Source organism: Chlorobiota bacterium (genome assembly GCA_016700335.1).
GTDB lineage: Bacteria > Bacteroidota > Ignavibacteria > OLB7 > OLB7.
The window spans coordinates 2575357-2601458 of sequence record CP065014.1; the positions used below are offsets into that span (position 1 = coordinate 2575357).

The 26102-nt window shown below is 29.7% G+C and carries 20 protein-coding genes; 10 read left to right on the forward strand and 10 right to left on the reverse strand.

Translation table 11 applies throughout. From position 1 onward, the window contains the following. Positions 1 to 45 precede the first annotated feature (45 nt). Positions 46 to 4572, reverse strand: a complete 4527-nt coding sequence (locus IPP08_10480; GenBank protein QQS66181.1) for a T9SS type A sorting domain-containing protein — start codon at positions 4570 to 4572, stop codon at positions 46 to 48. A 253-nt stretch (positions 4573 to 4825) separates the two neighbouring features. Here IPP08_10480 and IPP08_10485 point away from each other — a divergent pair, with 253 nt between their 5' ends. Continuing rightward, complete coding sequence (locus tag IPP08_10485) at positions 4826 to 6160, forward strand: MATE family efflux transporter (GenBank protein ID QQS66182.1); 1335 nt, start codon at positions 4826 to 4828, stop codon at positions 6158 to 6160. Positions 6161 to 6250: 90 nt separating this feature from the next. Continuing rightward, positions 6251 to 6934, forward strand: a complete 684-nt coding sequence (gene ispD / locus IPP08_10490) for a 2-C-methyl-D-erythritol 4-phosphate cytidylyltransferase (GenBank protein QQS66183.1) — start codon at positions 6251 to 6253, stop codon at positions 6932 to 6934. Here ispD and IPP08_10495 read toward each other — a convergent pair. Further along, a complete protein-coding gene (locus IPP08_10495) occupies positions 6931 to 7512 on the reverse strand; it encodes a hypothetical protein (GenBank protein QQS66184.1) in 582 nt (193 codons plus the stop codon). The two genes, ispD and IPP08_10495, sit on opposite strands and share 4 nt — an antisense overlap. Before the next feature lie 116 nt (positions 7513 to 7628). Here IPP08_10495 and IPP08_10500 point away from each other — a divergent pair, with 116 nt between their 5' ends. The 4 genes from IPP08_10500 to IPP08_10515 all read left to right on the forward strand — a co-directional run bounded on the left by IPP08_10500 (position 7629) and on the right by IPP08_10515 (position 15687). Further along, positions 7629 to 9908, forward strand: a complete 2280-nt coding sequence (locus IPP08_10500) for a copper-translocating P-type ATPase (GenBank protein ID QQS66185.1) — start codon at positions 7629 to 7631, stop codon at positions 9906 to 9908. Between the two features lie 211 nt (positions 9909 to 10119). Then, positions 10120 to 12174 (forward strand): biosynthetic arginine decarboxylase, encoded by a 2055-nt coding sequence (speA, locus tag IPP08_10505; GenBank protein ID QQS66186.1) that lies wholly within the window; start codon positions 10120 to 10122, stop codon positions 12172 to 12174. A gap of 103 nt (positions 12175 to 12277) precedes the next feature. Continuing rightward, positions 12278 to 13282: a fumarylacetoacetate hydrolase family protein gene (locus tag IPP08_10510; protein ID QQS66187.1), complete on the forward strand. Its 1005-nt coding sequence runs from the start codon at positions 12278 to 12280 to the stop codon at positions 13280 to 13282. 290 nt (positions 13283 to 13572) lie between these two features. After that, entirely contained in the window at positions 13573 to 15687 is a 2115-nt protein-coding gene (locus IPP08_10515; protein ID QQS66188.1) for an elongation factor G, read from the forward strand. A gap of 178 nt (positions 15688 to 15865) precedes the next feature. Here IPP08_10515 and IPP08_10520 read toward each other — a convergent pair whose 3' ends face one another. Then, entirely contained in the window at positions 15866 to 16546 is a 681-nt protein-coding gene (locus IPP08_10520) for a hypothetical protein (protein ID QQS66189.1), read from the reverse strand. An 85-nt stretch (positions 16547 to 16631) separates the two neighbouring features. Between IPP08_10520 and der the strand changes: the two genes are divergently transcribed. From der to IPP08_10540, 4 genes are all read left to right on the forward strand, one after another. Next, positions 16632 to 17951: a ribosome biogenesis GTPase Der gene (gene der, locus IPP08_10525; GenBank protein QQS66190.1), complete on the forward strand. Its 1320-nt coding sequence runs from the start codon at positions 16632 to 16634 to the stop codon at positions 17949 to 17951. 48 nt (positions 17952 to 17999) lie between these two features. Then, positions 18000 to 19004, forward strand: a complete 1005-nt coding sequence (locus IPP08_10530; protein ID QQS66191.1) for a glycoside hydrolase family 88 protein — start codon at positions 18000 to 18002, stop codon at positions 19002 to 19004. Between the two features lie 108 nt (positions 19005 to 19112). Then, the gene (locus IPP08_10535; protein ID QQS66192.1) at positions 19113 to 19808 is read left to right on the forward strand and encodes a hypothetical protein; all 696 of its coding nucleotides are present in this window, start codon (positions 19113 to 19115) and stop codon (positions 19806 to 19808) included. After that, positions 19809 to 20348, forward strand: coding sequence for a hemerythrin domain-containing protein (locus tag IPP08_10540; GenBank protein QQS66193.1), 540 nt, complete (start codon positions 19809 to 19811; stop codon positions 20346 to 20348). A gap of 81 nt (positions 20349 to 20429) precedes the next feature. Here the strand turns inward: IPP08_10540 and trxA are convergent, their stop codons facing one another. The 7 genes from trxA to IPP08_10575 form a co-directional block, all read right to left on the reverse strand. Then, the gene (trxA, locus tag IPP08_10545; GenBank protein ID QQS66194.1) at positions 20430 to 20759 is read right to left on the reverse strand and encodes a thioredoxin; all 330 of its coding nucleotides are present in this window, start codon (positions 20757 to 20759) and stop codon (positions 20430 to 20432) included. Positions 20760 to 21010: 251 nt separating this feature from the next. Next, positions 21011 to 22264, reverse strand: coding sequence for a PDZ domain-containing protein (locus IPP08_10550; protein QQS66195.1), 1254 nt, complete (start codon positions 22262 to 22264; stop codon positions 21011 to 21013). 227 nt (positions 22265 to 22491) lie between these two features. After that, complete coding sequence (locus IPP08_10555) at positions 22492 to 22761, reverse strand: HPr family phosphocarrier protein (GenBank protein QQS66196.1); 270 nt, start codon at positions 22759 to 22761, stop codon at positions 22492 to 22494. An 88-nt stretch (positions 22762 to 22849) separates the two neighbouring features. Next, positions 22850 to 23428, reverse strand: a complete 579-nt coding sequence (locus tag IPP08_10560) for a VTT domain-containing protein (GenBank protein QQS67876.1) — start codon at positions 23426 to 23428, stop codon at positions 22850 to 22852. A gap of 89 nt (positions 23429 to 23517) precedes the next feature. Next, a complete protein-coding gene (locus tag IPP08_10565; protein QQS66197.1) occupies positions 23518 to 24327 on the reverse strand; it encodes a hypothetical protein in 810 nt (269 codons plus the stop codon). Positions 24328 to 24338: 11 nt separating this feature from the next. Beyond that, entirely contained in the window at positions 24339 to 25373 is a 1035-nt protein-coding gene (locus IPP08_10570; protein QQS66198.1) for a hypothetical protein, read from the reverse strand. Between the two features lie 54 nt (positions 25374 to 25427). Beyond that, positions 25428 to 26027 carry a UbiX family flavin prenyltransferase gene (locus tag IPP08_10575; protein ID QQS66199.1) on the reverse strand — a complete coding sequence of 200 codons (600 nt, stop codon included), beginning with the start codon at positions 26025 to 26027 and terminating at the stop codon, positions 25428 to 25430. Between the last annotated feature and the right edge of the window lie 75 nt (positions 26028 to 26102).

A 26102-nucleotide genomic window follows, 5' to 3' on the forward strand; every position in this document is an offset into this window, starting at 1 on the left:
TAAATTAATACAACATCACATTATTCAAAGTTCGTGATGAATAAATTATTTTTGCAATATCAGTGTATTTGTTTCACTCCAAACTCCTGAAGAAAGTCTATAATAATACATTCCAGATGGGAAGGCAGTTGCATCCCAAGTTACTTTATAAGTACCTGGATTCATAAACTGGTCTAGTACAGTTGTTACTTTTTCTCCTTTCATATTATAAATTTCTATTCTAGTTTGACCATCTAAACCTAAACTAAATTCAATATCAGTTGTAGGATTAAATGGATTCGGAGAATTTTGTTTGAGAGCATAAGTACTAGAAGTAATATCAATCAATCTAATTCTAGATCCGCAAACTGTATCAACTGAAACTAATGAAGTATTGCCACTAAACATAATGCAATTATTACCTGAAGGAGTAACAGTATAAGAAATTTTATCAGTACTTTTTGCACCTAAGAACAATCCAAAATCCATATCTAGAATTTGACCTGAACCTTCTAAGAATTTACCTGATCCAACTGGGGCACTTAGAACAACTTCAAACTGACCACCATTAACACCTTTAATATCTGATTTAACATTTACATCCCAACCTCTTAAAATTGTATTTTCAACAAGTGAATTTTTTCTGTCTTCACTTCCATTAGTTAAAACAATTGTATTAAGTTCATAGTTAACTTTTACAGTTAAACTTGTAAGCTTTGCTTCATCAATAGATTTATCTAAAGAAATTGGAATTGATATATTACCCCATGGTTTTGAATCATAGTTACTTTTCATACTAGTTGTTGCTGCAACTTCAACTCCTGTTCCAACTAAATTTGAATTGAGTGATCCAACAACCTTCTGTCCAGATTCATCTAATACAGTAACAATTAACTTATCTGTATAAATTCCAGGTGAAAAAGGTGAGAAAATTACTTTAATTCTAACCTGTACGCCAGGGGCTAATAATTTTGGAAGATTTGAATTATCAACCACAAATTCAGTTTTAGTTGAAGCAAGTACTGCATTTTTAACCAAAACATTTGTTTTACCAATATTAGTTACAACCACATAATTAGTATCACTCAAACATGTTAAAATTGGTTGGTAAGTTAAGTCTGTAATATTAAATTTATATTCAGCAGGAGGTACATCAATAGTATCTGAAATCTGTGCATTTAAAGTTCCACAAGAATCTTCACAAGTTGTATGGTCAGCAACAATACAAACTGTTCCAGTAAACTTACCTGCATCTCTACCTTTAAATTGAATTGCAACATTATGAATTTCACCAGGTTCTAATATAATTGGTTTATTTTTTGTAGGTTTAACATAACCAGGCGCTAATGAAAAAACTTTATCTGGATTATTTAAAATAACAACATCTGTTATAGTAAGCCTTCTTGTTGGTTTTGCAGTCACAATAACTACTTCGTTATAACCTACTCCTTTATATTGAACTTTACCAAAATCTAAGTCAGTTACATCAATATGAGATTCAATTCCTTCACCTTCAATAACAGACTCTTTTACTACTCCAGAATCAGTAGTTAATCTTGCTGTACATTTATACTTTTTCTCAGCAATTGGCTTGAATAATATTTTAAGATACCTTCTAGTTGCTTCTGGATCACCATCAAATACTTCAGTACCAGGTGTTACTGAAGGACCAGTACCTAGAACAAAAATTCCATTATCAGCATCTGTACCAATTAATTCAATAAGTTTTACCTTAAAAGGAGCTGTTCCTTCATTATAAATCCATATTAGAGTATCATATTGTTGAATTGAATCCTTTGTACATAAAGCAGTGTTTACAACCCATCGTTGTCCAAAATCATGTCCTGATATTTTTGGTCCTGCTTTGCCTGGCTCTGCAACATAGGCTCTAATAGTAGCAGTATCCTTTATACAACCGTTAGCGTTAGAAAATACTCTTATTGTTGTAATTTCCTCACCTGGTTTTGTTGCAACAAATTTTACAGATAGATTAAAACATTCATCTCTTTGAAGTACTTTAGTTTTTAATGATGCAATTTCAACTGGATTTAGAATGAAATTTTTATTTAACAAAGTTACTATTTCAGTTATAAGTGGATTATCAAATCTCAAAATACCTTCTCGACAGCATATTCTAACATACGAATTTCTTGTTTGACCAACTTGCATAGGTCCAAAATCCAAGTCTTCAACAAATATACAAGTTCTTAATGTGCTTGCTGTTAATGGCATACTTACAATTGCACAACCTCCATCAATTACAATTGAATCAACTAAATCTTTATTTTGAAATGCTGGATCAATAATCACTTGAACTACCATTTGTTCTGCTGGTTTTAATACTTTAGGCAAAGTTGGTAGGTTCACAAACTTAAAGCCTAAATTTGCTTTTCTGAATTTTATTGAATTTACACTTACATCTTTTTGTAAAGGATTTGTTATTATAACATCTTTAGCTAAGGAAGGCTGACCATAAGATACAATACCAAAATCTAATTTAGTAGGAGCAAAATCAACATACACTTTTTGATATAAATAAGGTTTCTTCCAAACTTTTCCACTTCTATCTTTAATTAATAAAGTACCAGATGCATCTTTTGTAGCATCAATTGGAGTAACTTTAATTGTTGCTTCAATAGAGCCTGGAATATCTATAAGTTTTGAAGGATTTACAAATTTTACAATTGAATTAACAGAATTGATTAATTCAATAGATCTCAAACCAACATAAGTTAAATCAGCACCTGTATTAACAACAAACATTCTTGTTGTTAATTCGCTACAATTCATAGTATCATTAAAGATAATAGAATCTCCCATTCTTTTTGATAATGAATCTCCATAAGTTAAATTAGTTGAATCCCTAAATCTTTTATTAAGAGTATCTTCTCTTCTAAACGCATATCTCATTGGAGCTAATGGGTAACCATAAGATAAAGCTATAAACTCATCATATTCATCTGGTGCAGTAGCTCCTCCACCACCAGGTCCTGTAGCACCAGCCGGTGCATAAACTTCTTCACCTGGTGCTAATCCGTATGCAAATGCAAAAAACTTAGCTCCATTAGTTGAATATACATAATGGAACCCTTGATTAACAACAGAAGAACCCCAAGCCAAAGATGTTCCAGGTATTACTCTGTTTAACAATACAATCTGTCCGTTATCTAATTTAATTTTACCGTTGCTTGAAGTATCTGATACAACATTAATTCTATGCACATAATCTCCAACAGATGTTGCTGGGCTTACAAAAGGAGCAAAAGATATCCATTGTTCTCTTGGAACTAAATTTACACTATATGGAGATCTAGTATCCGCTTCTTGAGTCTTGCGTGCTGAACCAGGATCAGTGCTTCCTCTTGGTGGTCTGGCTCCCTGCTTACCATCATATACTCCAATTGAATTCATTACTAACTGAGAAGGCAAATCAGTTTTCATATATCGAGCCTGAGTAGGAATAAAATTCATTGCAACTAATGGTGTAACAGAACCATAATCAACAGATAAAACTTGAGGTGAACCTGTACCATTGACAGGAGCTATAGTAACTTTTGTAGTTTTGTTAGGAGTAGTGCCATAAGCACGAACAATTTCGTTTTGTCTTTTACCTCTTTCTAATGCTGCACCAGTTGGAACTTTGTCATCAAATGTTGGCATGTATACAAATTTAGTTCCGTTTTCATCTATAGGAGTAAGTGATTCAATCATTAAATTTTTACAACTATTACCCGTTGTTGCACCAGCTTGATCTGAAAATACTCTACCTCTAGAATTTCCAGATACTACTCCAACTGGTTTGGATGCTGTTATTCTTGTTCCAGCTAAGTCATATGTATTTCCACCAAATCCTGAAATTGTTGTATCTACTTTAGCAGTAAATTGAAATACTTCATCAGCATTCAATGTTATAACGTATCCTTCTTCCGGCTCAGGATCTAATGGACATTTTGGGGTAAAACTAACTATAGTGTTATCATGAGCAGCCATAATTAGAACTTCAGCAGGTGCTCCAGATAAATTAAATCCAATTGTTGTTGTTGCATCCTTAGGGTTTGTTACGAAAGCAGTATTAACAACAACCTCAGACGGTGTTGTTGCAGCAAAATAATCAAATCCCCATGCTTCAACAGGTAATGCTGTATACATTTCGGATCCATGTTTGGTAGAAACATATACATAAACAATAACAGGGAACTCAGCCTCTACCCTTAATGCTGCCATGCTCTTAACTCCACTAAGTATAGTTATTGGATTAGCTACTTTAGCAATCCCAGTCATCATATCAACTTGTTGGAATTTTTTTGCATCAATCTGATAATTCCTAACTTGACCTCCTCCTGGTGTTATTACTTTAACCTTATTATTCACTTGTGAGTAAATGTAAATTGCAGCCTCATCAGTTTGACCACTTTTAGAATTTGTATCTGCAATATTTGCAACTGTAGTATCTGGTATTGCAATTATAAAATATTTTCCCATTGAAAATTCATCAGGAGCTGAAGTTTGAGCTGAAGAGTAATTATTTAATAATAAAAACCCAATTAGCATTAGCAAAGGAAAAAATAATTTAGTTGTAATTTTAGAATTCATCAATTTGTGAATAAATATATTTGTAAAAGATTAATTTTGAAATTCAAGTGAATAAAACATTAGGCAGACTATTCAGTTATTCAAGACACAAAAATAACACTTAAAGTTACACTGATTTTCCAAATTAATTGTTTTTAAGATTATTATTGTGTTTATCTAACAGTTTATTATCAATATGAATTCACAACTTATATTGTTATACATCTTAAATGAATTTAATATTCTATATTTTTGACAACTAAATGCGTAAAGAATGAGATTAAAAATTTTCTCTGAAATTAAAGCGATGACAAAACTTGCATTGCCAGTAGTTGCAGATAATCTAGCAAGTATGGGTGCAGGTGTTGTAGCTGTTTTATTAGCTGGTAGAATAAATAAAGAGAGTCTTGGTGCTTTAGGTATTGGTTCTTCTTTATTATTCTTTTTTTTAGTATTTGGATTTTCTACAATTTCAGGAATCGTACCTATTGTTGCTCAAGCCTTTGGTGCAAACAGAAAAATTGAAATTGAGGAATCTACAGCTCAAGGATTTTGGGTTGCAATTTTACTTTCAGTTATTGGATTTGTTATTTTAAGATACTCAGAAAATATTTTAATTTATTCAGGGCAAAATTTGGCTACAGCTAAACTTGCATCACAATATATTTTTGCAGGGAGTTTTGGAATATTCTCAGGGATGTTCTATTCAGTTCTTAGGTCATTTATTTTGGGGTTAGGTAAATCAAGATTAACAATGATTATTGCTTTCTCTGGCTTTTTAACTAATTCTATAACTGCATATATTTTAGTAACTGGTAAATTTGGGTTCAACAAATATGGTATTATTGGTTGTGGTTATGCATTCTCAACTGCAGTAACTATGGAGTTAATTATTTGTTTCTTTATTGTTTCATTTAATAAAGAATTTCAAATCTATAATTTCAGAAAGTACATTTTAATTCCAAATTATACCAATATAATTACTTTGTTAAAACTTGGTTTGCCAATTGCAATTTCAGCCAGCCTTGAGTATGGTGTGTTTAATTTTGTTAACTTGTTAATGGGCAGGTTAGGTACGGTTCCTTTAGCTTCTCATCAAATTGCCATAAATGTTGCAGCCTTAACTTTTATGGTGCCTTGGGGTATTTCTATTGCAACTTCAACAAGAGTTGGACATGCAATAGGTAGGGATGAACCTCACTCTGCTAAATTATCAGGTTGGGTTGGTATTTCTCTTGGGACAGGTTTTATGTTCCTTACAGCATTATCTTTTTTTCTTTTTTCAAAAGACATTGTTGCTCTTTATTCAACTGATCTTGAAGTAATAAAATATTCTTCTAGCTTATTAATTATTGCTGGTGGATTTCAAATATTTGATGGTATTCAAGTAACTTCAGTTGGTGCTTCAAGAGGACTTAAGGATACTCAAAGACCAATGATTACTAATCTAATTTCCTATTGGTTGATTGGTTTGCCATTAGGTTATTTGTTAGCAATACACTTTAAATTTGGTGGATTTGGTTACTGGTTAGGTCTTACATTTGGGCTTATGATTGCAGCTATACTTCATACCTTAAGATTCAAATCTCTGATTAACAAATTGATTTAAATTTAAGTATTAAGTTTTAATTTTAAATATTTAGTTATTTAAATTTGCTTAATTTATAATTAATTTTTTATCTAATTTTCAGTCATTAAATTGATTTCATTAATCATTCCATCTGCTGGAATTGGAAAACGTACTGGAAGTACAATTCCAAAACAATTTGTTCAAATTCATGGTTTACCTGTAATTGCTCATACTGTTGCGGCATTTATTGGTATTGTTGATGAAGTAATTATATCTGTTGATAGTGAGTGGTTAATTTTTATTGAAGATTGGTTGGAGCAATATAAAATATATTTCCAAAGTATTAAATATGTTATAGGTGGTTCTGAACGTCAGTATTCAATTGCTAATGCCATAAATTCTCTTGATGAAAAATGTTCTATTGTGTTGGTTCATGATGCTGCCAGACCAAACCCATCCAAAGAATTAATTCTTGAAGTAATTAATAAAGCATCTATTTATGATGGTGCATCACCTGGTTTAATTCCTGCTGACACTATAAAAAAAGTTGTTAATGGTTTGTCAATAGAAACTTTAAAAAGGGATGAGCTTAGAGCAACACAAACCCCTCAAGGGTTTAAAGTTGAGGTTCTTAAAGCCGCATATAATAAAGCATTGAAGGACGAATATTTAGGAACTGACGATGCATCTTTAGTTGAAGCCAACGGAGGAAAAATATTTATTACTCTCGGTGAATCTTCAAATATAAAAATTACATACCCAATTGATTTTATAGTTGCAGAATTAATTTTAAAGAATAAATCAATTGATTAATTAGAACTAGGATTGTGAAGCATTTTTAATTTAATTTCTTCAACTGATTTGTTGTAAAATTCTTTTGCAATAACATAATTAGAATCTATTTTCAACACATTTTTAATCAAGTTTTTACCTTGAATCTCTTTTCCAGAAAGAATCAAATAAACCCCACACATAGTTGAATAGAATTTATAATTATCTTGGTTGGAACTCATTTTTTTAATTCTTATTTGAGAAATTTCTACCCCTTTATTATACTTAGAATTAGCCATTTCTTTATTTCCAGTCATTTCGTATAATAACCCTTCAAATACAATTGCTTCAGCATTTGTTGGCTCGTATTTTTCAATTGATAATAATTCTTTTAAAGCTTTTGGATAATCTCCTTTGCTCATAAAAATTCCAACTCTATTAAAATAAACAGCTGTGTTTGTTGAATCAAGTGATAATGAACTATCTGTTAAAGCCATTGATTCGTCTGGATTAATATCAAGTGAATCCATTGCTTGATTGTTTAATTTTCTAGCCTCTTCTTTAGCTGTATCAATACAAGAATTGAAAGAAATTAGAAGAAAAAATAAAAAATATCTCAATTTAAAAACTTAATTTATAAGATTGGAATAAAACCAGTGTATATAATAATAACTAACTTAAGTAAATACATTAAAATGAACTATAAAACAAATTCCTTATTTTTGTAAATATGAATATGGGCAATACAAATTATACTTTTTCAATTGATGGAATGACCTGCAGTAGTTGTGTTGTTCGTGTTGAGAATGCAATTCGTTCAATTAATGGGGTTATAGATGTTTCTGTTAATCTTGCTAATCATAGTGCAAATGTAATTACTTCGAATGATACAATATATGATTCGATTAATGATAAAATAAAAAAAATTGGTTATAATTCTATTTTAATTGAAGATGACTATAAGTTAGAATCTGCTGCTAACAATCATTTAGTTATTGCTGAAAAAAGATTTTATTTATCATTGATTCCTGCAACATTAGTATTTTTTTCTGCAATGTTACCAATGATAATTCCAAGTTTTATGGATTTCTTTATGTACTATCAGAAAGAAATTATAATTTCTCAAGCTGTATTAACATTGTTTATTATTATTTTTCCTGGAAGAATATTTTTTACAACCTCAATTAAAGGATTATTACATCTTTCAGTTGATATGAATACACTTGTTGCAATTGGGACTGGGGCAGCGTTTGTTTTTAGTACTTTTACTTTACTTATCAAAGGTGGTTATTTAATTACTTCCCTAGATATTTCATCACTCACTTTGCATGATATTTATTATGAGAGTTCTTCTGTGGTAATATGTTTAGTACTATTGGGAAGATGGCTCGAAGCCCGTGCTACTCACAGTTCTGCAGATGCAATAAAAGATTTAATTAAATTAAAACCTAAAATTGCACACAAAAAAATTGGTGAAAATGAATTTTCAGATGTTCCCATGGAATTTGTTTTACCAGATGATATATTGTTTGTTAAACCAGGCGAAGTTGTTCCAACTGATGGAATTATTGTAAGTGGGTTTTCTTCTATTGATGAATCTATGATTAATGGAGAGCCATTACCAAAAGATAAAGTTGTAAATGATAAAGTGATTGGAGGAAGCATTAATTCAACTGGTTCTTTTTTGTTCAGGGCAACCGCTGAAATCAATAAAACCTTACTAGCTGGAATAATTAAAACTGTAAAACAAGCACAATCTTCAAAACCCCCTGTTCAAAGAATTGCAGATAAAATTGCAAGTGTTTTTGTCCCTATTGTTTTGTTAATTGCTTTAGGAACTTTTTTTTATTGGTATTATTTTACAAGTGTAAACTTGGCTTACTCATTATTAAATGCAATTTCTGTTTTAGTTATTGCATGCCCATGTGCAATGGGATTGGCAGTACCTACTGCTGTAATTACTTCATCTGGCAATGCTGCTAAAAATGGAATTCTTATCAAAGATGCAGTTGCTTTAGAAAAAATTGGGAAAGTTAACTTGTTTGTTTTTGACAAAACTGGAACTCTTACAATTGGGAAACCTCAAGTTATTGACGCTCAATCGTTTGGCAACTTAACTTTTGATGAGACTATGAGTTATGCTGCATCTGCTGAACAGCATTCAGAGCATCCTTTAGCTGTTGCTTTAGTAAATTTTGTAAAAGAAAAAAATTTACCTTTTTTTGAAACTACAAATTTTAATAGTGAAACTGGAGTTGGAGTTAGAGCTTTAGTAAACAATGAAAATGTTTTCGTTGGAAGGCGTGACTGGTTAGATAGAAGCAAGGCAGTTGAAAAACTTTTAAATGCTATAGAATTAAACAAAAAATCTGGTGGTGTAGAGCTTTTTCCTTCTGAATTCAGATATGATGCCCCTCCTCAGTCAAGTGTAATCTGGATTGAAATATCAGGTATTTTAAGTGGAGCAGTTGCAATGACAGATGTTGTAAAATCAAATGCTAAAGAAATTTTGAATGAAATAAAAATGTTAGGTAATGATATTGCAATGTTAACCGGAGATTCATTTGAATCAGCTGAAAAGGTTGCACTGGAGTTAGATATTAAAAAATTTGCATCTGAAGTTCTTCCAAACGAAAAAAGTGATAAAGTAATAGCACTTAAAACCCAAGATAAAATTATTGCAATGGTAGGAGATGGAATTAACGATGCTCCTGCTTTGGCTGTAGCAGACGTTGGAATTGCAATGGCTACAGGGACTGAAATTGCTATGCAAACTGCTCAGATTAGCATTCTTGGTGGTTCACTAGATAAAATTCCATTGCTTATAAAACTTTCAAGAAGAACAATGCGAATAATAAAACAAAATTTATTCTGGGCATTTATTTATAATATAATTGGAATTCCATTAGCAGTGTTAGGTCTGCTTAACCCTATGATAGCTGGTGCTGCAATGGCATTAAGCTCGGTATGTGTTGTATCCAACTCCTTAAGATTGAAAAAAAATATCAATAGTTAATATTTGATAATATTAACATTTTTTAATATGATAATTTATTATTGATTCTAATTCTAAAACATATTTTTAAAAAACTTTCAATATGATTTTAACTTACATTAATTTTGCTTAAAATTTTTACAAATTTAAGTTTACACTTTCATATCAATTGTAATTTAGAACATAACCTTTAATGTTACATTTTAATTTTATTTACAAATTTAAATAATTAATGAATAAATCCGTAAAATCGGTAGTTAAAAAGAAAGTATTACCAAAAGCCAAAAAAAACCAAAATTTGAATGGCTTACACAATTCGAAACAAAATGACAAATGGACAATTCAGGATTCTACTGAATTATATAGTATAGATACTTGGGGGCATCCTTACTTTTCAATTAATAAAGCTGGAGACATTGCTGTCAGCCCAGTTTACAACTCTAAAATTGAAATAGATATCCATTCCATTGTTGAAGAAGTAAAAAAAAGAAAAATTCAATTGCCTTGTTTAATAAGGTTTCAAGATTTATTACATACTAGAGTAATTGAGTTAAATGAAAGTTTTAAAAAAGCAATAAAAGAATTTAATTATACAAATATTTACCAAGGTGTTTACCCTATAAAAGTAAATCAACTCGAAGAAGTTGTTTGTGAAATTTTAGAAGCAGGAGAACCATATAATTTTGGAATAGAATGTGGTTCAAAAGCTGAACTTGTTGCTGCTTTAGCCTATTTAGAACGCGATAACATGCTCATGATATGTAATGGATACAAAGATTCAACAATGATGAGAATGTTACTAATGGGGCAACAACTTGGCCAAAATGTTATTCCAATTATTGAAAAGTATAGAGAATTTGAAGAAATTATTTTAGAGTCTTCAAAACTTGGCATTCAGCCTCAATTTGGCGTTAGAGTCAGGCTTTCTACTTCTGGAAGTGGCATTTGGGCAGAGTCTGGAGGTGATGATTCAAAATTTGGTGTTTCAATTAGTGATGCAGTTAAGATTGTAAATAAACTTAAGGAACTTAATTTAGAAGACTCATTCAAGTTAGTACATTTTCATATTGGATCTCAAATTCAAGATGTAATAACAATGAAAAGTGCTGTAAAAGAAGCTACAAGAATTTACGCCAAATTGTATAAACTTGGTATGGGTGTCAAATATCTTGATGTTGGGGGTGGGCTTGGTATTAATTATGATGCACCAGAATCGGGTTTAAAGCAAGCAATCAATTACTCACTTCAAGAATATGTAAATGGAGTTGTTTATACCATAAAAGAAATTTGTGATATTGAGGAGGTTGTGCACCCAATAATTGTTACTGAAAGCGGAAGAGCTTTAACTGCTCATCATTCTGTTCTTGTTGTGGGTGTTTTAGGAGAAACTCAAAAACATGAAGCAATTGAAATTCCTATTGTTTCAAATAATGATGTTCCTGCTGTCAGAGAATTAAATGATGTAATTTTAACTTTAAATTCAATTACCTCAATTAAAGGTGAGAATCAACGAAAAGCAAGATTGTTAGAAGCTTATCATGATGCTGTTGAAAAAAGAACCGAAGCAGATCAGTTATTTTCACTTGGTTATATGTCACTTGAAGATAAAGCAAAAGCTGAACAGTTATATTGGATTGCTATGAATAAAATGAATGAAGTTCTTAATACTTTAGATAGAGATTATTTGCCGGCTGATTTGTATAATATTGAAGAACATCTTACTGATCAATATCTATGCGACTTCTCAGTATTTCAAAGCATATTAGATCATTGGGCAATTGGTCAGCTTTTTCCAATAATGCCAATTCACAGACTTAATGAAAAGCCTACTCAACGTGGAACTATTGTAGATTTAACTTGTGATTCAGATGGTAAAGTTGATAAATTTATTTCTGAAGAAGGGGAACAAAATTATTTACCATTACACAAGCTAATAGATAACGAAGATTATTACCTTGGTTTCTTTTTAATGGGTGCTTATCAAGATATTTTGGGAGACATGCACAATTTGTTCGGTCGTGTAAATGAAGTTCATGTATATGCTGATAGTGATGAACCTAATAATTTTTATATTGAAGAATATATCAGTGGAACAAAAGTTGTTGAAGCCCTTGGAATTGTTCAATATTTTCCTAGTGATTTAAAAAAACAAATTGAATCTATTATTAGAAAACGTGTTAAAGCCAAAAAATTGAAACCTACTCAAGGCGTAGAATTTTTACATTTATATTCCAAAGCACTTGAAGAGTACACATATTATAATTTTTGGAATAAAGAAAAAAAGTAATGATTGAATTTATAAATCATTAATGTATTTTGAAATTAGAAATATGTTAATGATAAAACTTAATGAACAAATAGAACATATAAAATTTATTTTAAAAATCAAAATGAAATTAGTTACATTTATTGAAGAGAATGATGAACAATATTTAGGAATTATTCTAGATGATAAAATTGTTAATTTATTTTTAGCAGGTCAGAGTTATTGCGAACTTTCAGGTGGAGCAGATGACTTTATGAAACTCGAGAACTTAGCCTCTATTAATGATTTCCTTTTTGGGGGAGATGAAGCAAAGGAGTTCTTAAATAAAGTTTTATCTTGGATGGAAAATCATCAAGATGAAACATCTGAATTATCAAAGCCTATTTCTGAAGTTGAATTATTAGCACCTATACCTCACCCAACTTCAATGCGAGATGGCTATGCATTCAGACAACACGTAGAAGCAGCTAGACGCAACAGAGGAGTTGAAATGATACCAGAATTTGATCTTTTCCCTATTTTCTATTTTACAAACCATAATGCAGTTACTGGTCCTGGCGAAGTTGAAGTTATGCCATTGCATCTTGATAAACTTGACTTTGAACTTGAATGTGCAATTGTAATTGGAAAAGAAGGTAGAAATATAAAAGCTGAAGATGCTGATGATTATGTATTTGGCTATACAATTATGAACGATTGGTCTGCTAGAACAATTCAATTCGAAGAAATGAAAATGAGTCTTGGACCAGCAAAAGGAAAAGATTTTGCAACCTCAATAGGACCATATATTTTAACTCGAGATGAAATGATAGAAAAGAGAATTCCAAGTGAAAAGGGTGAAAGATATGATTTGACTATGGTAACTAGAGTGAATGGAACTGAAGTTTCCAGAGGGAATCTTAAAGATATGACTTGGACTTTTGCTCAAATTATTGAACGTGCAAGTTATGGTACAACTCTTTATCCTGGAGATGTTATTGGCTCTGGGACGGTTGGTACAGGATGTTTTCTAGAACTAAATGGTTCTAAAATTACAGACAATTGGTGGCTAAAACCAGGTGATGTTGTTGAATGTGAAATTGATTTATTAGGTAATCTTAAAAATGAAATTTTCTTAGATTCCGTTTAAATTTATATTTTTCATTTTAAATTTATATTTTCTTTTATCTCCCTTTTGATAAATCAGAAGGGAGATATTTTTTTTAAAATTCATAAATTTTAATAAAAGTAGTTTAATATGTAAAAAGATTATCTAAGGATTTTTCATTTTACTTTACTTCAAGTATTATTTTCTAATTTGAAGAATAATTTCATCAAACTATTACTATTTTAGTAACCTAATGTTTTCATTTTTTTTATAAAATTCTTTCTTTAAATGCTTTAAAAATATTTTTTTTAATAACTTAAACAGTATTCAATATGACAGACTATTCTTCAGACAAAATCCGCAACATTGTTTTAACTGGACATAGTGGCTCTGGGAAATCTACACTTGCTGAAGCAATGCTTTATACAACAAATGAAATCTCCAGAATTGGGTCAATCGCGGAAGGATCAACTCAATCAGATTTCCATCCCGATGAAATTTCACGTCAACATTCATTAACATTATCATTACTTAATTGCAGCTGGAATAACCATAAAATCAATATAATTGATACACCTGGATTAACAGACTTTTTGGGTGATGTAAAATCTGGTTCTCATGTTGCTGAAACTATGTTGCTAACAGTTGATGAATCAACAGGTGTTGGATATGGTGCTGATATTGCATGGGAAGCAGCAGAAGAAATGAACATGCCTGTTATTTTTGCTTTAACTAAAGCTGATTTAGATCAAGCTCACTTTCAAGAGTCTTTAGATTATTTACGAAATCACTTTTCTAGAGATATTATACCTTTAGAATACCCTGTTTATGAAGGGCAAAATTTTGTTGGTGCTGTAAATTTGCTATCATTAAAAACAATGAGATTTGCTTTAGATAAAAGTGGTACCCACAATGATGAAAAAGATATTCCAGATTCTGTTAAAGATAAAGTATTAGCTTTACGTGAAGCACTCATGGAAACTCTTGCTGAAAGCGATGAATCAATTATGAATACTTTTTTTGAAAATGGTACTCTTACTGATTCTGAGATTGATAAAGGACTTAAATCTGCACTTAGAAAAAGAAAAATATTCCCTGTGTTTGTGGTTTCTTCTACTGATAATATTGGAGTTACTCCATTAATGGATTTTATTGTTGAAGATTGCCCAAGCCCAATTGAGAAACCTTCACAAGAAGGTATTATGCCTGATGAACCAACAATATTTATTTTTAAAACTATTAATGAACATCATGTTGGAGAGTTATCTTTTTTTAGAGTTTATAGCGGATCAATTCATTCCGGTTTAGATATGGTTAATAATTCTAATAATAGTATGGAAAGAATTCATCAAATATTTTCTATAAATGGGAAAAACCGAAAAGAAGTACATAACCTTAATAATGGTGATATTGGTGCATTAGTTAAATTAAAGAAAGTTCATACTAATGATACTTTAACTTCTAAAAATTATTCTATCAAGCTTGCCCCTACAGTTTACCCAAGCCCTATTGTAGATTTATCTGTTATTATGAAAGGCAAGGGTGATGAAGCAAAAATTGCTGAGGGTTTACATCAATTACATAACGAAGATCCTACTTTCTGGGTCAATGTAAATATGGAGACGAATGAGACATTAATAAGTGGCTTGGGAGAGCTTCAACTTGAGGTATTGATTCAAAGGCTTAAGGCTAGATATAATGTTGAAGTTGAAACTAAATCCCCAAAAATTCCTTATAGAGAAGCAATTAGATCTTCAATTCAAACTAGTTACAGACACAGAAAACAGACTGGAGGAGCTGGTCAATTCGGAGAGGTTCACTTACATATTGAACCTTATGAAGAAGGCAAACCTGTACCAGGTCAGTATCATGTTAGGGGTGAAGAATTTGAAGAATTACCTTGGGGCGGAAAATTGCACTTTATAAATTCTATTGTTGGTGGGGCTATAGATGCTCGATTTGTTCCAGCAGTTAAAAAAGGAATTATGGAAGTTATGAATCAAGGACCAATGGCTGCTTGCCCTGTTTCAAATGTAAGAGTTGTATTGTTTGATGGGAAAATGCATTCAGTTGATTCCAATGAAAATGCCTTTAGAACTGCTGGTAAAAATTGTTTAAAACAGGGTATTAAAGAGGCTAAACCATATTTAATGGAACCTATATGGGAGATTTTAATTGTTACACCTCCAGAATCTATGGGTGAAATTATGGGTGATTTGTCATCTCATAGAGGTAGAATTTTAGGTATGGATGAAAAAGGAACTTCTCAATTAATAAGAGCTCATATTCCTTTGGCTGAATTGAACGGGTATGCTTCTAGGTTAAGGTCTTTAACACAAGGACGTGGAAGCTATTCAAGAAATTTTAGCCATTATGAAGAAGTTCCAAGAGATGTAGAATCAAAAGTTGTTGCTGCAGCTCAACATCATGATGATGATGAAGATTAATTAAAATAAGAGCAAATTCTTAAATATAGTTTGTTTTGAATTCTCCTGAATAATTTTATCATTAAAATAATATCTTTTAATGTATAATTTGTTCAGGAGTTTTTTTTGAACAAATTAGAAATAACAATTTATAAATGGTATGTTATCGTTAATCTGAATTGAAAAATAATACATTTTTTTAATCACAATTTATTTGTTTAATTGTTGGATCTTCAATTTCAATAAAAGGTACATTTAACTCCTTTTTGTATTTCTTGAAATAGTTAATTGTCAAGTATTTTAAATATAAATTACTAGTCTCTTTTGGAATTATTTTGTCACTTTGAATATCATTATGTCCTTCAAATTCCTTTTTAAGTAATTCATTATTATTTCCTTTAATTCTATCTGATGTTATTTTAATAGCTTGAATTAATTTATCATAATTTGGGTTGATGCTTAAATAATGTCCCCTTCCCTGCTCAACACCAATTATAGGCATTATCTTATTATCGAAAAAATATATAGCTTTAAAAGTTTGAAGTCTAAGTATATTTTTCCAACATTTACTTGAAGGTAAAATAATCAAATTTGTAGGTAAAGTAAAGGGGGTCAAATCATTGTTTTTCGATTTTAGTACATCTACAATTTTACCAGAATTCATTATGGATTTAATCCAATTTTGTTTAAAGTTTATACTCTTAATTTTTAAAAATTTTCTTTTTTCTTTCTCAGTTATAGTAACTCTAAATTGCACTTCAACAATAATATTTGCATTATCATATCTATCCCAAAGTGAATTTAATTCTCCTGCCGAAGTTAACTTAAAATTAATTTGTACTAATAATATTATAGTAATAAATAATGTAATTTTTTTCATTGAAATAATTTTATTTCAATATTAAAGAATTACTAAAACATGAATAAGAATAAGTTTAAAATTATCTTTCGTAGTTTTGCAAAATATGAAATCAATCGTCGCAATTGTTGGCAGACCTAACGTAGGAAAGTCAACGCTTTTTAATCGACTTATAGGTCGTCGTGAAGCAATAGTAGAATCAATATCTGGTGTAACTAGAGACAGGCATTATGCTGATGCAGAGTGGGGTGGTAAAATTTTCTCTGTGGTTGATACAGGAGGAATAGTTCCTAATTCAGATGATACATTCGAGAAAGCAATTCGTGAACAAGCTCAACTTGCAATTGAAGAAGCAGATACAATATTATTTGTTGTTGATGGTTCAGAGGGCTTATCTGGTATTGATATTGAAATCGGAAGAACTTTGCATAGTTCTGGAAAGAAAGTTTTATTGGTAGTCAATAAGTGTGATAATGTATTAAGAGAACAAGAGGCTGTTTCTTTTTATGAACTAGGATTAGGAGAACCTTTATCAGTTTCTGCTTTAAGTGGTAGAAGAACTGGTGATTTATTAGATGCAGCTACAGTTGATTTTCCATTAACTGATGAAGAAGTTGATTCAAAACTTAAAATTGCTTTGATAGGCAGACCAAATGTTGGGAAAAGTTCAATTGCAAATTCACTTATTGGAGAAGAAAGATTTATTGTAACTCCAATTGCTGGAACAACTCGTGATGCGAATGACACAACAATTAAATATTATGGTGAGGAAATTGTTTTAATAGATACAGCAGGGCTTAGAAAGAAAAAACAGATTAGACATTCAGTTGAACTTTTTAGTACTTTTAGAACAACCAGAGCAATTGAAAGAAGTGATATAGCTGTTATTGTAATTGATGCAGATCAAGGGCTTGAACGCCAAGACATAAATGTGATAACAGAAGCAGCAGATGCTCGTAAAGGTCTAGTTATTGCAGTTAACAAATGGGACTTAGTTGAAAAAGAAACTATGACTTCAAAACATTTTGTTGATTCAATTTATGATATGATCCCAACTTTCAGCCATGTACCTGTAATTTTTATTTCGGCAAAAACTAAACAAAGAGTAACAAAGATAATTGATACTGCAAAAATTGTTAATGCTGAAAGAAATAAGCGTATTTCTACTAGCAAATTAAATGAAGTATTATTAGAGGCAATTAAAATGCAGCCACCTCCTTCAGTGAAAGGGAATGATTTAACTATAAAATTTGCTCAACAACCTCAAGCAACTCCACCTGTTTTTTTATTATATACTAACTTTCCAGAACTTATGCCTGAAAGTTATAAAAGATTTTTGGAAAGGATTATCAGAGAACAGTTCGGTTTTAATGGCGTTCCTTTAACTTTAGTTTTTAAAGCTAAAAGTAAACGACGCGAAGATTAGTTAAAAATAAATGATCTAATTTTTTCTAAGCAACTATCTTTTTGATTCATGAAGAAAATTTTAAAAGTAGAATTGATTAATAATATTTGTGATTCTTATTGTAGTCGAAATAGACCAGAATCTATGAATACCGACTGGGGACAATCACTTTTAGCTTATGGGTTATTATCTGCATATCTAAAAACTGGGAATAAATCTTCATATAACTATTTAAAGAAATGGTTAAACTATCATATAACATCTGGCATTAATCCTAACTATTTTGTTGGTTCATGGAGTTTAGCTCTTTTATTCCCTGAAGTAACTACTGTATTTCCAGAACATGAGTTTACTTTGAATTCAGTTGCTGAGAATATTTATTCATTTATATTAGATAAGTCTTTAAGGAATGGTAGTGGTATAATTTTACATAATATAGATTTACCACATATTTATATAGATACAATTTATTATAGTACTGTTGCTTTAGCAAAATTGGGAACTTATTTGAATGATGATGAATGGATAGAAGAATCTATTTATCAATTAGCTGCTCATATGGCAATATTAAAAGATAAAAACTCTGAATTTTATATTCATTGTGAGCAAAACTTAAGCGGTCTAAGGTCAGATGGAGCATGGGCTAGAGGTAATGGTTGGGTAATTATGACATTATGTGAATTACTTAAATATATTCCAAAGAAATCTAAACATAAGAAATCTATTGAAGAATTATTAACTGATTTTATTGTCAAACTAGTAAAATACCAGACGAAAAATGGAGTTTGGAGAACAATTATTAATGATAAAAATAGTTATGAAGAGTCTTCAGCTAGTGCTATGTTTTTATATGGGTTGGTTAATTCAAAAAAATTGAATTTGATTTCAGATAAGTATGACAAAATAATAGAGAAATGCGAAGTAGGTATGTCAAAATTTATTGACTCAAAAAATAGACTTATTGGGACTTCGGATGGGACTTGGCCAGGTAATGCAGATTATTACAAGGCATTGCCTACTGGAGAATGGTGGTGGGGAACAGGTGCTTATTTACTTGCTCTATGTGAGATATAATTTGATTGAAATTTTTTGAACATCAAGTTTATTATTTAAATTCATATTTTTTAATTATTTTATTTTCTCATAATTTTAACATGCAAATATCTAATCTTTTAAATTAAAATGAAAAAATTTATTTTATTTCTATTGTTGATTCACTTTTCAAGTAATTTTACTTATTCTCAGGGATTTAGATTTGGTATAAAAGGTGGTGGCAATTTTACTTTTCTTACTAATACTGATTTAAAGTTTAAAGATGTTAAACCTCTTCCAGGTTATATTGTTGGTGTAATGGGAATTTATGATTTAAGTATTGTAAGCCTTCAAGGTGAAGTACTCTATACTTCTAATAAATTTAATACAATTGAAGAAAAAAACTCAAATACGGTTTTAACTACTTACAATCTTGATGTTAGTAATGGTAAAATATCTATTCCTGTAACTTTAAATTTAGGAATTGGTCCTTTTATATTTGGTATTGGTCCTCAATTAGATAAACTAGTTTCTTCTAAAGCAGTTGGTACAATATCAAATTTAGCCTCAGGTAATACCACAATTACAGATGTAGCATTTGATTATATTAACGATACCTCGGGCATAGGTGCATATAAAGATTTTGCAACAAAACCTGAAAATATGTTTAACGATTTAGGTATTAGTGCTAATTTATCTTTTGGTTACAATTTTGGAAATGTAAGAGCTGATATTAAATTAAATTATTCTTTGACAGACGCAATAAATGATTTTTATTTAAAGAATAGTTCTTCTCAATCTGAAAAAACAGTTATTGGAAGTTTGACTTTAGCTTATATATTTTAAATGCAAAATTCAAAACAATTAGAATTACTTAATCCTGCTCAATCCTTAATTAATGAGCATGTAATATTTATGGAATCACTAAACAAATTATCTGAAGCCTTAAAATTTTTAGATCAAGAGTGTAATGATTTACCAGATTCAATATTACAAATTGCCGAATCAACTTATTTTGATATGAATGAACATTTGAATATTCATTTTATAAAAGAAGAAGAAATATTTTTTCCATTAATTGAACACATATTCCCTTCGGGTAGAGCTAAATTCCAATTTTTACACATAGATCATGATAAACTAAGATTAACCTTTGAGCAATTTTCAAATCTTTTGCAAGATATTAGGAGTTTTGGGGCAGATAATAAATTAATTATTAAACTTAAGGATGTTTCAACAGAAATGATTCGACTATTCTATTATCACATTGTTGCTGAAGATACGGTTTACTTAGAAGTTGCTCGAGAAAAATTACCATCAGATATTGCAGAACTCGCAATTAAGCAAATGAATGAATTGGAGTCAAGAATTAGAGAAATCAATTAATCAAAACATTTTAAATTTTTATTGAAAAAAAAAACCCATTAGAACTATTCTATTGGGATTTTTAAATTTTATTAAACAAGATTATGCACTAACTTTTGAATGAGCTTCAAGAATTGATGCCAACTGAGGTTTAGGCCTAGCTCCAACCATTTGTTCAACAACTTTACCATTTTTAAAAACAAGCAATGTAGGAATAGACCTAATTCCGAATGTAGCTGCAATTTCAGGGTTATCATCAATATTTACTTTACCAACCTTTACTTTTCCCTCAAATTCATTTGCCAGTTCATCTATCATTGGTGCTATTGCACGACATGGGCCGCACCACTCTGCCCAAAAATCTACTAATACTGGAACTTCAGATTGAAGCACATCTACTTTAAAAGTATCGTCTGTGAAATGTAATGCCATTTTTTCTATTGATTTAATTTAATTATTTTTTTTCTAAACATATTTGTAGCGAAAATAAGATTAATATTAAAGACGGAGAAGGATTTATAATTATTGTTTAAATTATTATTAATAACTTTTTAAAAGAATTTTGGATTTTAAATAAATTAAATTTTAATAAAAAAGCCATTACATTTAGTAACGGCTTTTTCAGTCCCAGAAGTAATTTTTTCCCCTTTTTCTTCTACTAACCTTCTCTATATAAACCTCTTTTAATCTAAATCTGATTTAGCTCCTGGAACTGGATTTTCTATTTTATTATTTTCTTTAACTTTTGTATCCTTTTTAGTCTTTTTTCCTTTTATTGAAATTGCAACTGCTTGAGAATTTTTATCTCCACCATGCCAAACTTTAATCTCTGTGTTTTCAAGTGCTTTTCCAATCTCATCTAAATTAAGTCCCTCCAAATTTATATCCTCATCTTTAATGTTAAAACTATTTTTAAGATTTTTCATCTCCTTAGATAATTTTTCTAATTGTGGTTTTAAATTGTTTAAATCAATTTTAGCACTGTCTGTAAATATTCTCATTTTACTAAAATCAACTTCTTCACCTTCTTTAAAATTCAACATATCACCGTTAAAATTAAATAGACCATTTAAATCTAAATCTTCAATATTCTCATCATTCGATTCTTTAGAATCATCAAATTTAAAATTGAATATATTATTCATGCATTCTTTATTTTGTGCCCCCTTTTCTAAAACGACATCTATACTTTTTGTAAATTTATCTCTTAGAATTCCGATTGATATTTTTTCACTCTCCTTTTTATTTCCAATAAATTTTACAACATCTTTTGTTGTAGATATTTTATTACCATCAATTGAAGTAATTACATCACCAGATTCCAAGCCAAATTTTTCTGCTGGAGAACCTTTAACAACTTCGCTTACTAATGCACCTCCGTTCTCTGTTGTTCCAAAATATTTTGCTAATCCAGAATTTAATTCTTGTAAATGAACTCCCAATGTTGGCTTTGAATTAAACATATCCATATCACCCATCTGTGGAATTTTACTTAATATATTATTGGGAAAAGAAAAATTATTCATTGTCATATTGTTATTATGACTACCTAACATAACTTCTTTTTCAATAACACTTCCATTTCTATCAATCTTAATAATTACTTTATCATTTGGTTTTGATTCATTAATCAACTTTTTTAATTCATTAGATGTACTAACTTTTTTACCATTAAATTCTTTTATGAAATCATTTGCTTCTATTCCAGCTTTCTTAGCTGCTCCACCATCAATTGTACCCTCAACTTTAACTCCATTAGATCCTTCATCATCTCCTAAATTTACTCCTAAAAAAGCACCATTCTGAACATTTACAACTATGTTCTTTTGAATACTTTTATTACAACAAGATTTGTTTTTTTCCGTTTGCTGTGCAAATAGTGTTTGGCTCATAATTAAGCCAAGTAAAATTGTAAATACAGTTTTTACATTCATCATAAATTATAAAAAAAATTGTTAAAAAATAGATTTGAAAACAAGGAATGGTTTTATCCATTGTGGAAGAAATGACAATTGAATTTATTGTTGTAACAACTATTTAAAAAAATATTTCAACTAAAAATTAACTGTTAAGATTTAAGATTTTGGTGTAATCTTTCAGTTGTATGTTTTTAAATGAAATTGTATGATAAGAATAGAACTACATTTAATAATTAATTCATATCTTAATATGCTTCATCAAATCCCCTTTCAAAATAATTAAACAAATCTTCAGACGCAGCAAATTCATCTGGACCGTTAAACTCAAGAATTAGCTCTGTACCTTGTTCTGCAGCTAAAGTCATAACTCCAATAATACTTTGTCCATTAACTCTGAATCCATCTCTATCTATATAAAATTCACATTTATACTTAGAAGCTTTTTTTACTAAAGTAGCAGCGGGCCTAGTATGTAAGCCAGCCCTGTTATTAACTATAACTTTCTTTTGTATCATTAAAATTGTTTATTTGAATAATATTGCAATTAATAATTGATATAAATATCTTTAAAAATTGATATGATAAATACATTTAAAAACTTAACTAAACAGATTTAGATCTCTTGTTTTTAATTAACTCATAAACGATTGGAAGCAATGAAAACACAATTACTACTGCAATAACATAATGAATATATTTCTCAATGTTGGGTATTAAATTTCCTAAAAAATAACCTAACAATGTTGTTGAACATATCCAAAATATACCACCAACAACATTAAAAACAGCGAACTTTTTATATTCCATACCACTTATTCCCGCAACTACTGGTGCGAAAGTTCTTAATAGAGGAATAAACCTTGCTAGTATTATAGTTTTCCCTCCATGCTTTTGATAGAAAGCAGTAGTTTTTTCTAGATGAACTTTCTTAAAAAATCTTGACTCAGGACGATCATATAATTTTCTTCCACCTTTTTTACCAATATAATATCCTAATGCATCTCCAATAATTGCACAAGGTATTAAAAGTAATATTAAGTACGATATGTTCAAATAACCAGCAGATGATAACAATCCAGCAGTTACTAATAATGAATCACCAGGTAGAAAAAAACCAATCAATAATCCAGTTTCAGAAAAAATTATCAAACAAAGAACTGGATAACCTCCCCATGTAATCATTTGTTTAAACCCTTCTGGTGTTGTAAACAACTTTAAAAAATCACTTAATATTTCCAAATTATTTAATTGTTAAATTTAAAAAAAGAAGATTATTTACTATTCCCAATTTTCTTTGGTGGATTTTTAGTTAAATCTTTCATAACAAAATCAGAAGATAATTTAAAAGTTGAATCTTGGTATTTCATATTCAAACTCAATTTTTTAGGAATTAATTTATACTGAACTGAATCTTGAGGAGAACTATACTCTTCTTTTAAAATAATTCCCTTCCATATCCAAAGTGTAGAGATAACACCATTTTGGGATCTTTCATACACTGTGCAATTTTTACCAATTACATTTTCATTTCTAACAATAACACCTTGAGCTTTAGAAATAACATATTCACCAAATGACATTTTTTTTGATGAATCAGATTTCAAATAATCATCATCTAAAGTATTTTTTTGAACCCAACCATCTTTAGTTATATTATCAGTGACTCCAAAAGTGTCTAACGTAGTTAACATAGTATAATTCTGTATTCTTCCTTTTGATGCTTCTGGGTAAGGAATTGATTTTTCAGTTCTTATTTCTCTAGATCCAAATTTATCAAATTTAATGGTCCTGTTACCTTTAACATTCCCGCTATATTCTAACTCTATTTCAGCAGACTCAACACCATAACGTGCTGGATTACCATCAGGAGTTCTTAAAGGGATTGAATCTAAGTCTGTATTTACAATTGATTTTTTTAAAGTAGTATCAATTGACTTACTTTGATTGCTATGATCTACATTTTCAATTGTAGTATCTTTAACATTAGCTTTTAAATCATAGCTTGATTTATTTGAGGAATCTTTAGTACAAGATTGAATTATCAAAAAACATACAACCAAAAATGATGCTTTAAATTTCATAATAAAATTATTTATAGTTTAACTTCTATTTTTTCAGTTTGCAAATTTATGTATGTTGGAATCCATTTTGATTCAATAATTCTATTTTGAATAGTTAATTGATTTTTGAGAATTCCGTCTACTTCTAATTCTTCTCCAATTACATTGTCAAACTCATTTATAACCTTTAATTGAATTAACTCGTTATTCATCATGTTTATACCTTTATCATTTACAAAATTATTTATTGTATCTGCACCATAACTTAAAGAAATATAACTTAATTCAGGAGTTATCATTAAAGGTAGAGAAGCTATAAATTTAACATTGTCTAAAAATATTCTAGAGATTGATATTGCTCTTAAATTTTGTGCAGCTGACGGTGAAGATAAATGAAGTTCATTTGCTTTGTAATTATGACTTGCAAATGGGTAAACAAAATCAAATATATTTTGCTCATCTTGCAATAATCTAATTGAATCCATCTTTGAAACAAATTCATTTGGATCATCAATAATTTTATAAGGAATCCCCGCTAATGGCTTAATACCTTGATTAAATACAAATTGATAAATCTCCAACCTTTTTTCAAATGTAATATCTGAAGAAAAGTCATCATAAATAATTAAGCTAAAAACAGATTTCATTTCCCTTATAATATCTTCTATATGAAGAGAACTTTTAACTGATAACTCATGAATACAATCTAAAGATATTGCAACTCTTAAATTTTCAAATTTCTCATTAAGTTGCTTAAAGAAATTTAAGATATTCGTCAATTGAAATTCTTGAGTTTTCAAAGTTAGTATTACTCCTTCACTATTTTCATTTATAGATTCTGAAAACTTCGATACAAAACTATTTACATTTTCTAATGATAGTACATCAATAACAGGTGAATGAAAATAGCATTTTCTTCCATGAAGTCTCTCTCTAGGAATTCTAGAAATTGCAGCTATCTTCCCTATGTTGAATTCATCAAATAATTGCAATGCATCTTCAATTGAAATTCTTTCTGATCTTTCCATAAATGCCATTACTTTAAGTAGTACTTTTTCCTTATCCATTTTAACTTGTTATTATTCTTTCTACAAATTTAATTTACATTTAAATATCAATACCTAATCTCTCCATTTTTTAGAAATGTTGTAATCAATAGTAAGATGATTTAAAACTTTTTGAACAACAAAATTTATGAGATCATCAAAAGTTTTTTGTCCTCCATAAAACCCTGGCATAGCTGGAATAATAGAAATTCCAAGCTCGGATAGTGTAAGCAAATTCTTTAAATGAATTGTTGACAATGGAGTTTCTCTAGGAACAATTATTAATTGTTTTTTTTCTTTGATGGTAACTGCTGCTGAATGATGAAGTAAATTCATATCAATACCATGGGCAATAGATGCAACTGTACTTAATGAGCATGGTATAATTACCATTTGATTGGAACAATTTGAACCAGATGCAAATGGTGCGTTATAGTTTTGATTATTCCATATTATTAACCTTTCATATTCCTCTTTTTCAAGTCCGTTTAATGTCCATATTCCAGATTCTGGTACAGTAATATTAACTTCTTCAAGCAAAACAATTTTAGCATTTCCTGAGAGAATTACATTTACAGTTTCATAAAATTTGGGTAATATTTGAAGCAATTTTATTGCATATATTGAGCCACTCCCACCTGTTATTCCTACTGTTACAGACTTTTTCTTATTCAATTACTACACCTATAAATTTATTTTTTAACTTAATAACTAAATAAATACTGGTTCATTTTTAAATTCTTTAAAGAT

Bases quoted from the DNA above. Each gene is read 5' to 3' on its own strand.
- IPP08_10480 (QQS66181.1), bottom strand. From the start codon at position 4,572: ATGAATTCTAAAATTACAACTAAATTATTTTTTCCTTTGCTAATGCTA.
- IPP08_10485 (QQS66182.1), top strand. From the start codon at position 4,826: ATGAGATTAAAAATTTTCTCTGAAATTAAAGCGATGACAAAACTTGCA.
- IPP08_10500 (QQS66185.1), top strand. From the start codon at position 7,629: ATGGGCAATACAAATTATACTTTTTCAATTGATGGAATGACCTGCAGT.
- speA (QQS66186.1), top strand. From the start codon at position 10,120: ATGAATAAATCCGTAAAATCGGTAGTTAAAAAGAAAGTATTACCAAAA.
- IPP08_10510 (QQS66187.1), top strand. From the start codon at position 12,278: ATGAAATTAGTTACATTTATTGAAGAGAATGATGAACAATATTTAGGA.
- IPP08_10515 (QQS66188.1), top strand. From the start codon at position 13,573: ATGACAGACTATTCTTCAGACAAAATCCGCAACATTGTTTTAACTGGA.
- IPP08_10520 (QQS66189.1), bottom strand. From the start codon at position 16,546: ATGAAAAAAATTACATTATTTATTACTATAATATTATTAGTACAAATT.
- der (QQS66190.1), top strand. From the start codon at position 16,632: ATGAAATCAATCGTCGCAATTGTTGGCAGACCTAACGTAGGAAAGTCA.
- IPP08_10530 (QQS66191.1), top strand. From the start codon at position 18,000: ATGAAGAAAATTTTAAAAGTAGAATTGATTAATAATATTTGTGATTCT.
- IPP08_10535 (QQS66192.1), top strand. From the start codon at position 19,113: ATGAAAAAATTTATTTTATTTCTATTGTTGATTCACTTTTCAAGTAAT.
- IPP08_10540 (QQS66193.1), top strand. From the start codon at position 19,809: ATGCAAAATTCAAAACAATTAGAATTACTTAATCCTGCTCAATCCTTA.
- trxA (QQS66194.1), bottom strand. From the start codon at position 20,759: ATGGCATTACATTTCACAGACGATACTTTTAAAGTAGATGTGCTTCAA.
- IPP08_10550 (QQS66195.1), bottom strand. From the start codon at position 22,264: ATGATGAATGTAAAAACTGTATTTACAATTTTACTTGGCTTAATTATG.
- IPP08_10555 (QQS66196.1), bottom strand. From the start codon at position 22,761: ATGATACAAAAGAAAGTTATAGTTAATAACAGGGCTGGCTTACATACT.
- IPP08_10560 (QQS67876.1), bottom strand. From the start codon at position 23,428: ATGATTACATGGGGAGGTTATCCAGTTCTTTGTTTGATAATTTTTTCT.
- IPP08_10565 (QQS66197.1), bottom strand. From the start codon at position 24,327: ATGAAATTTAAAGCATCATTTTTGGTTGTATGTTTTTTGATAATTCAA.
- IPP08_10570 (QQS66198.1), bottom strand. From the start codon at position 25,373: ATGGATAAGGAAAAAGTACTACTTAAAGTAATGGCATTTATGGAAAGA.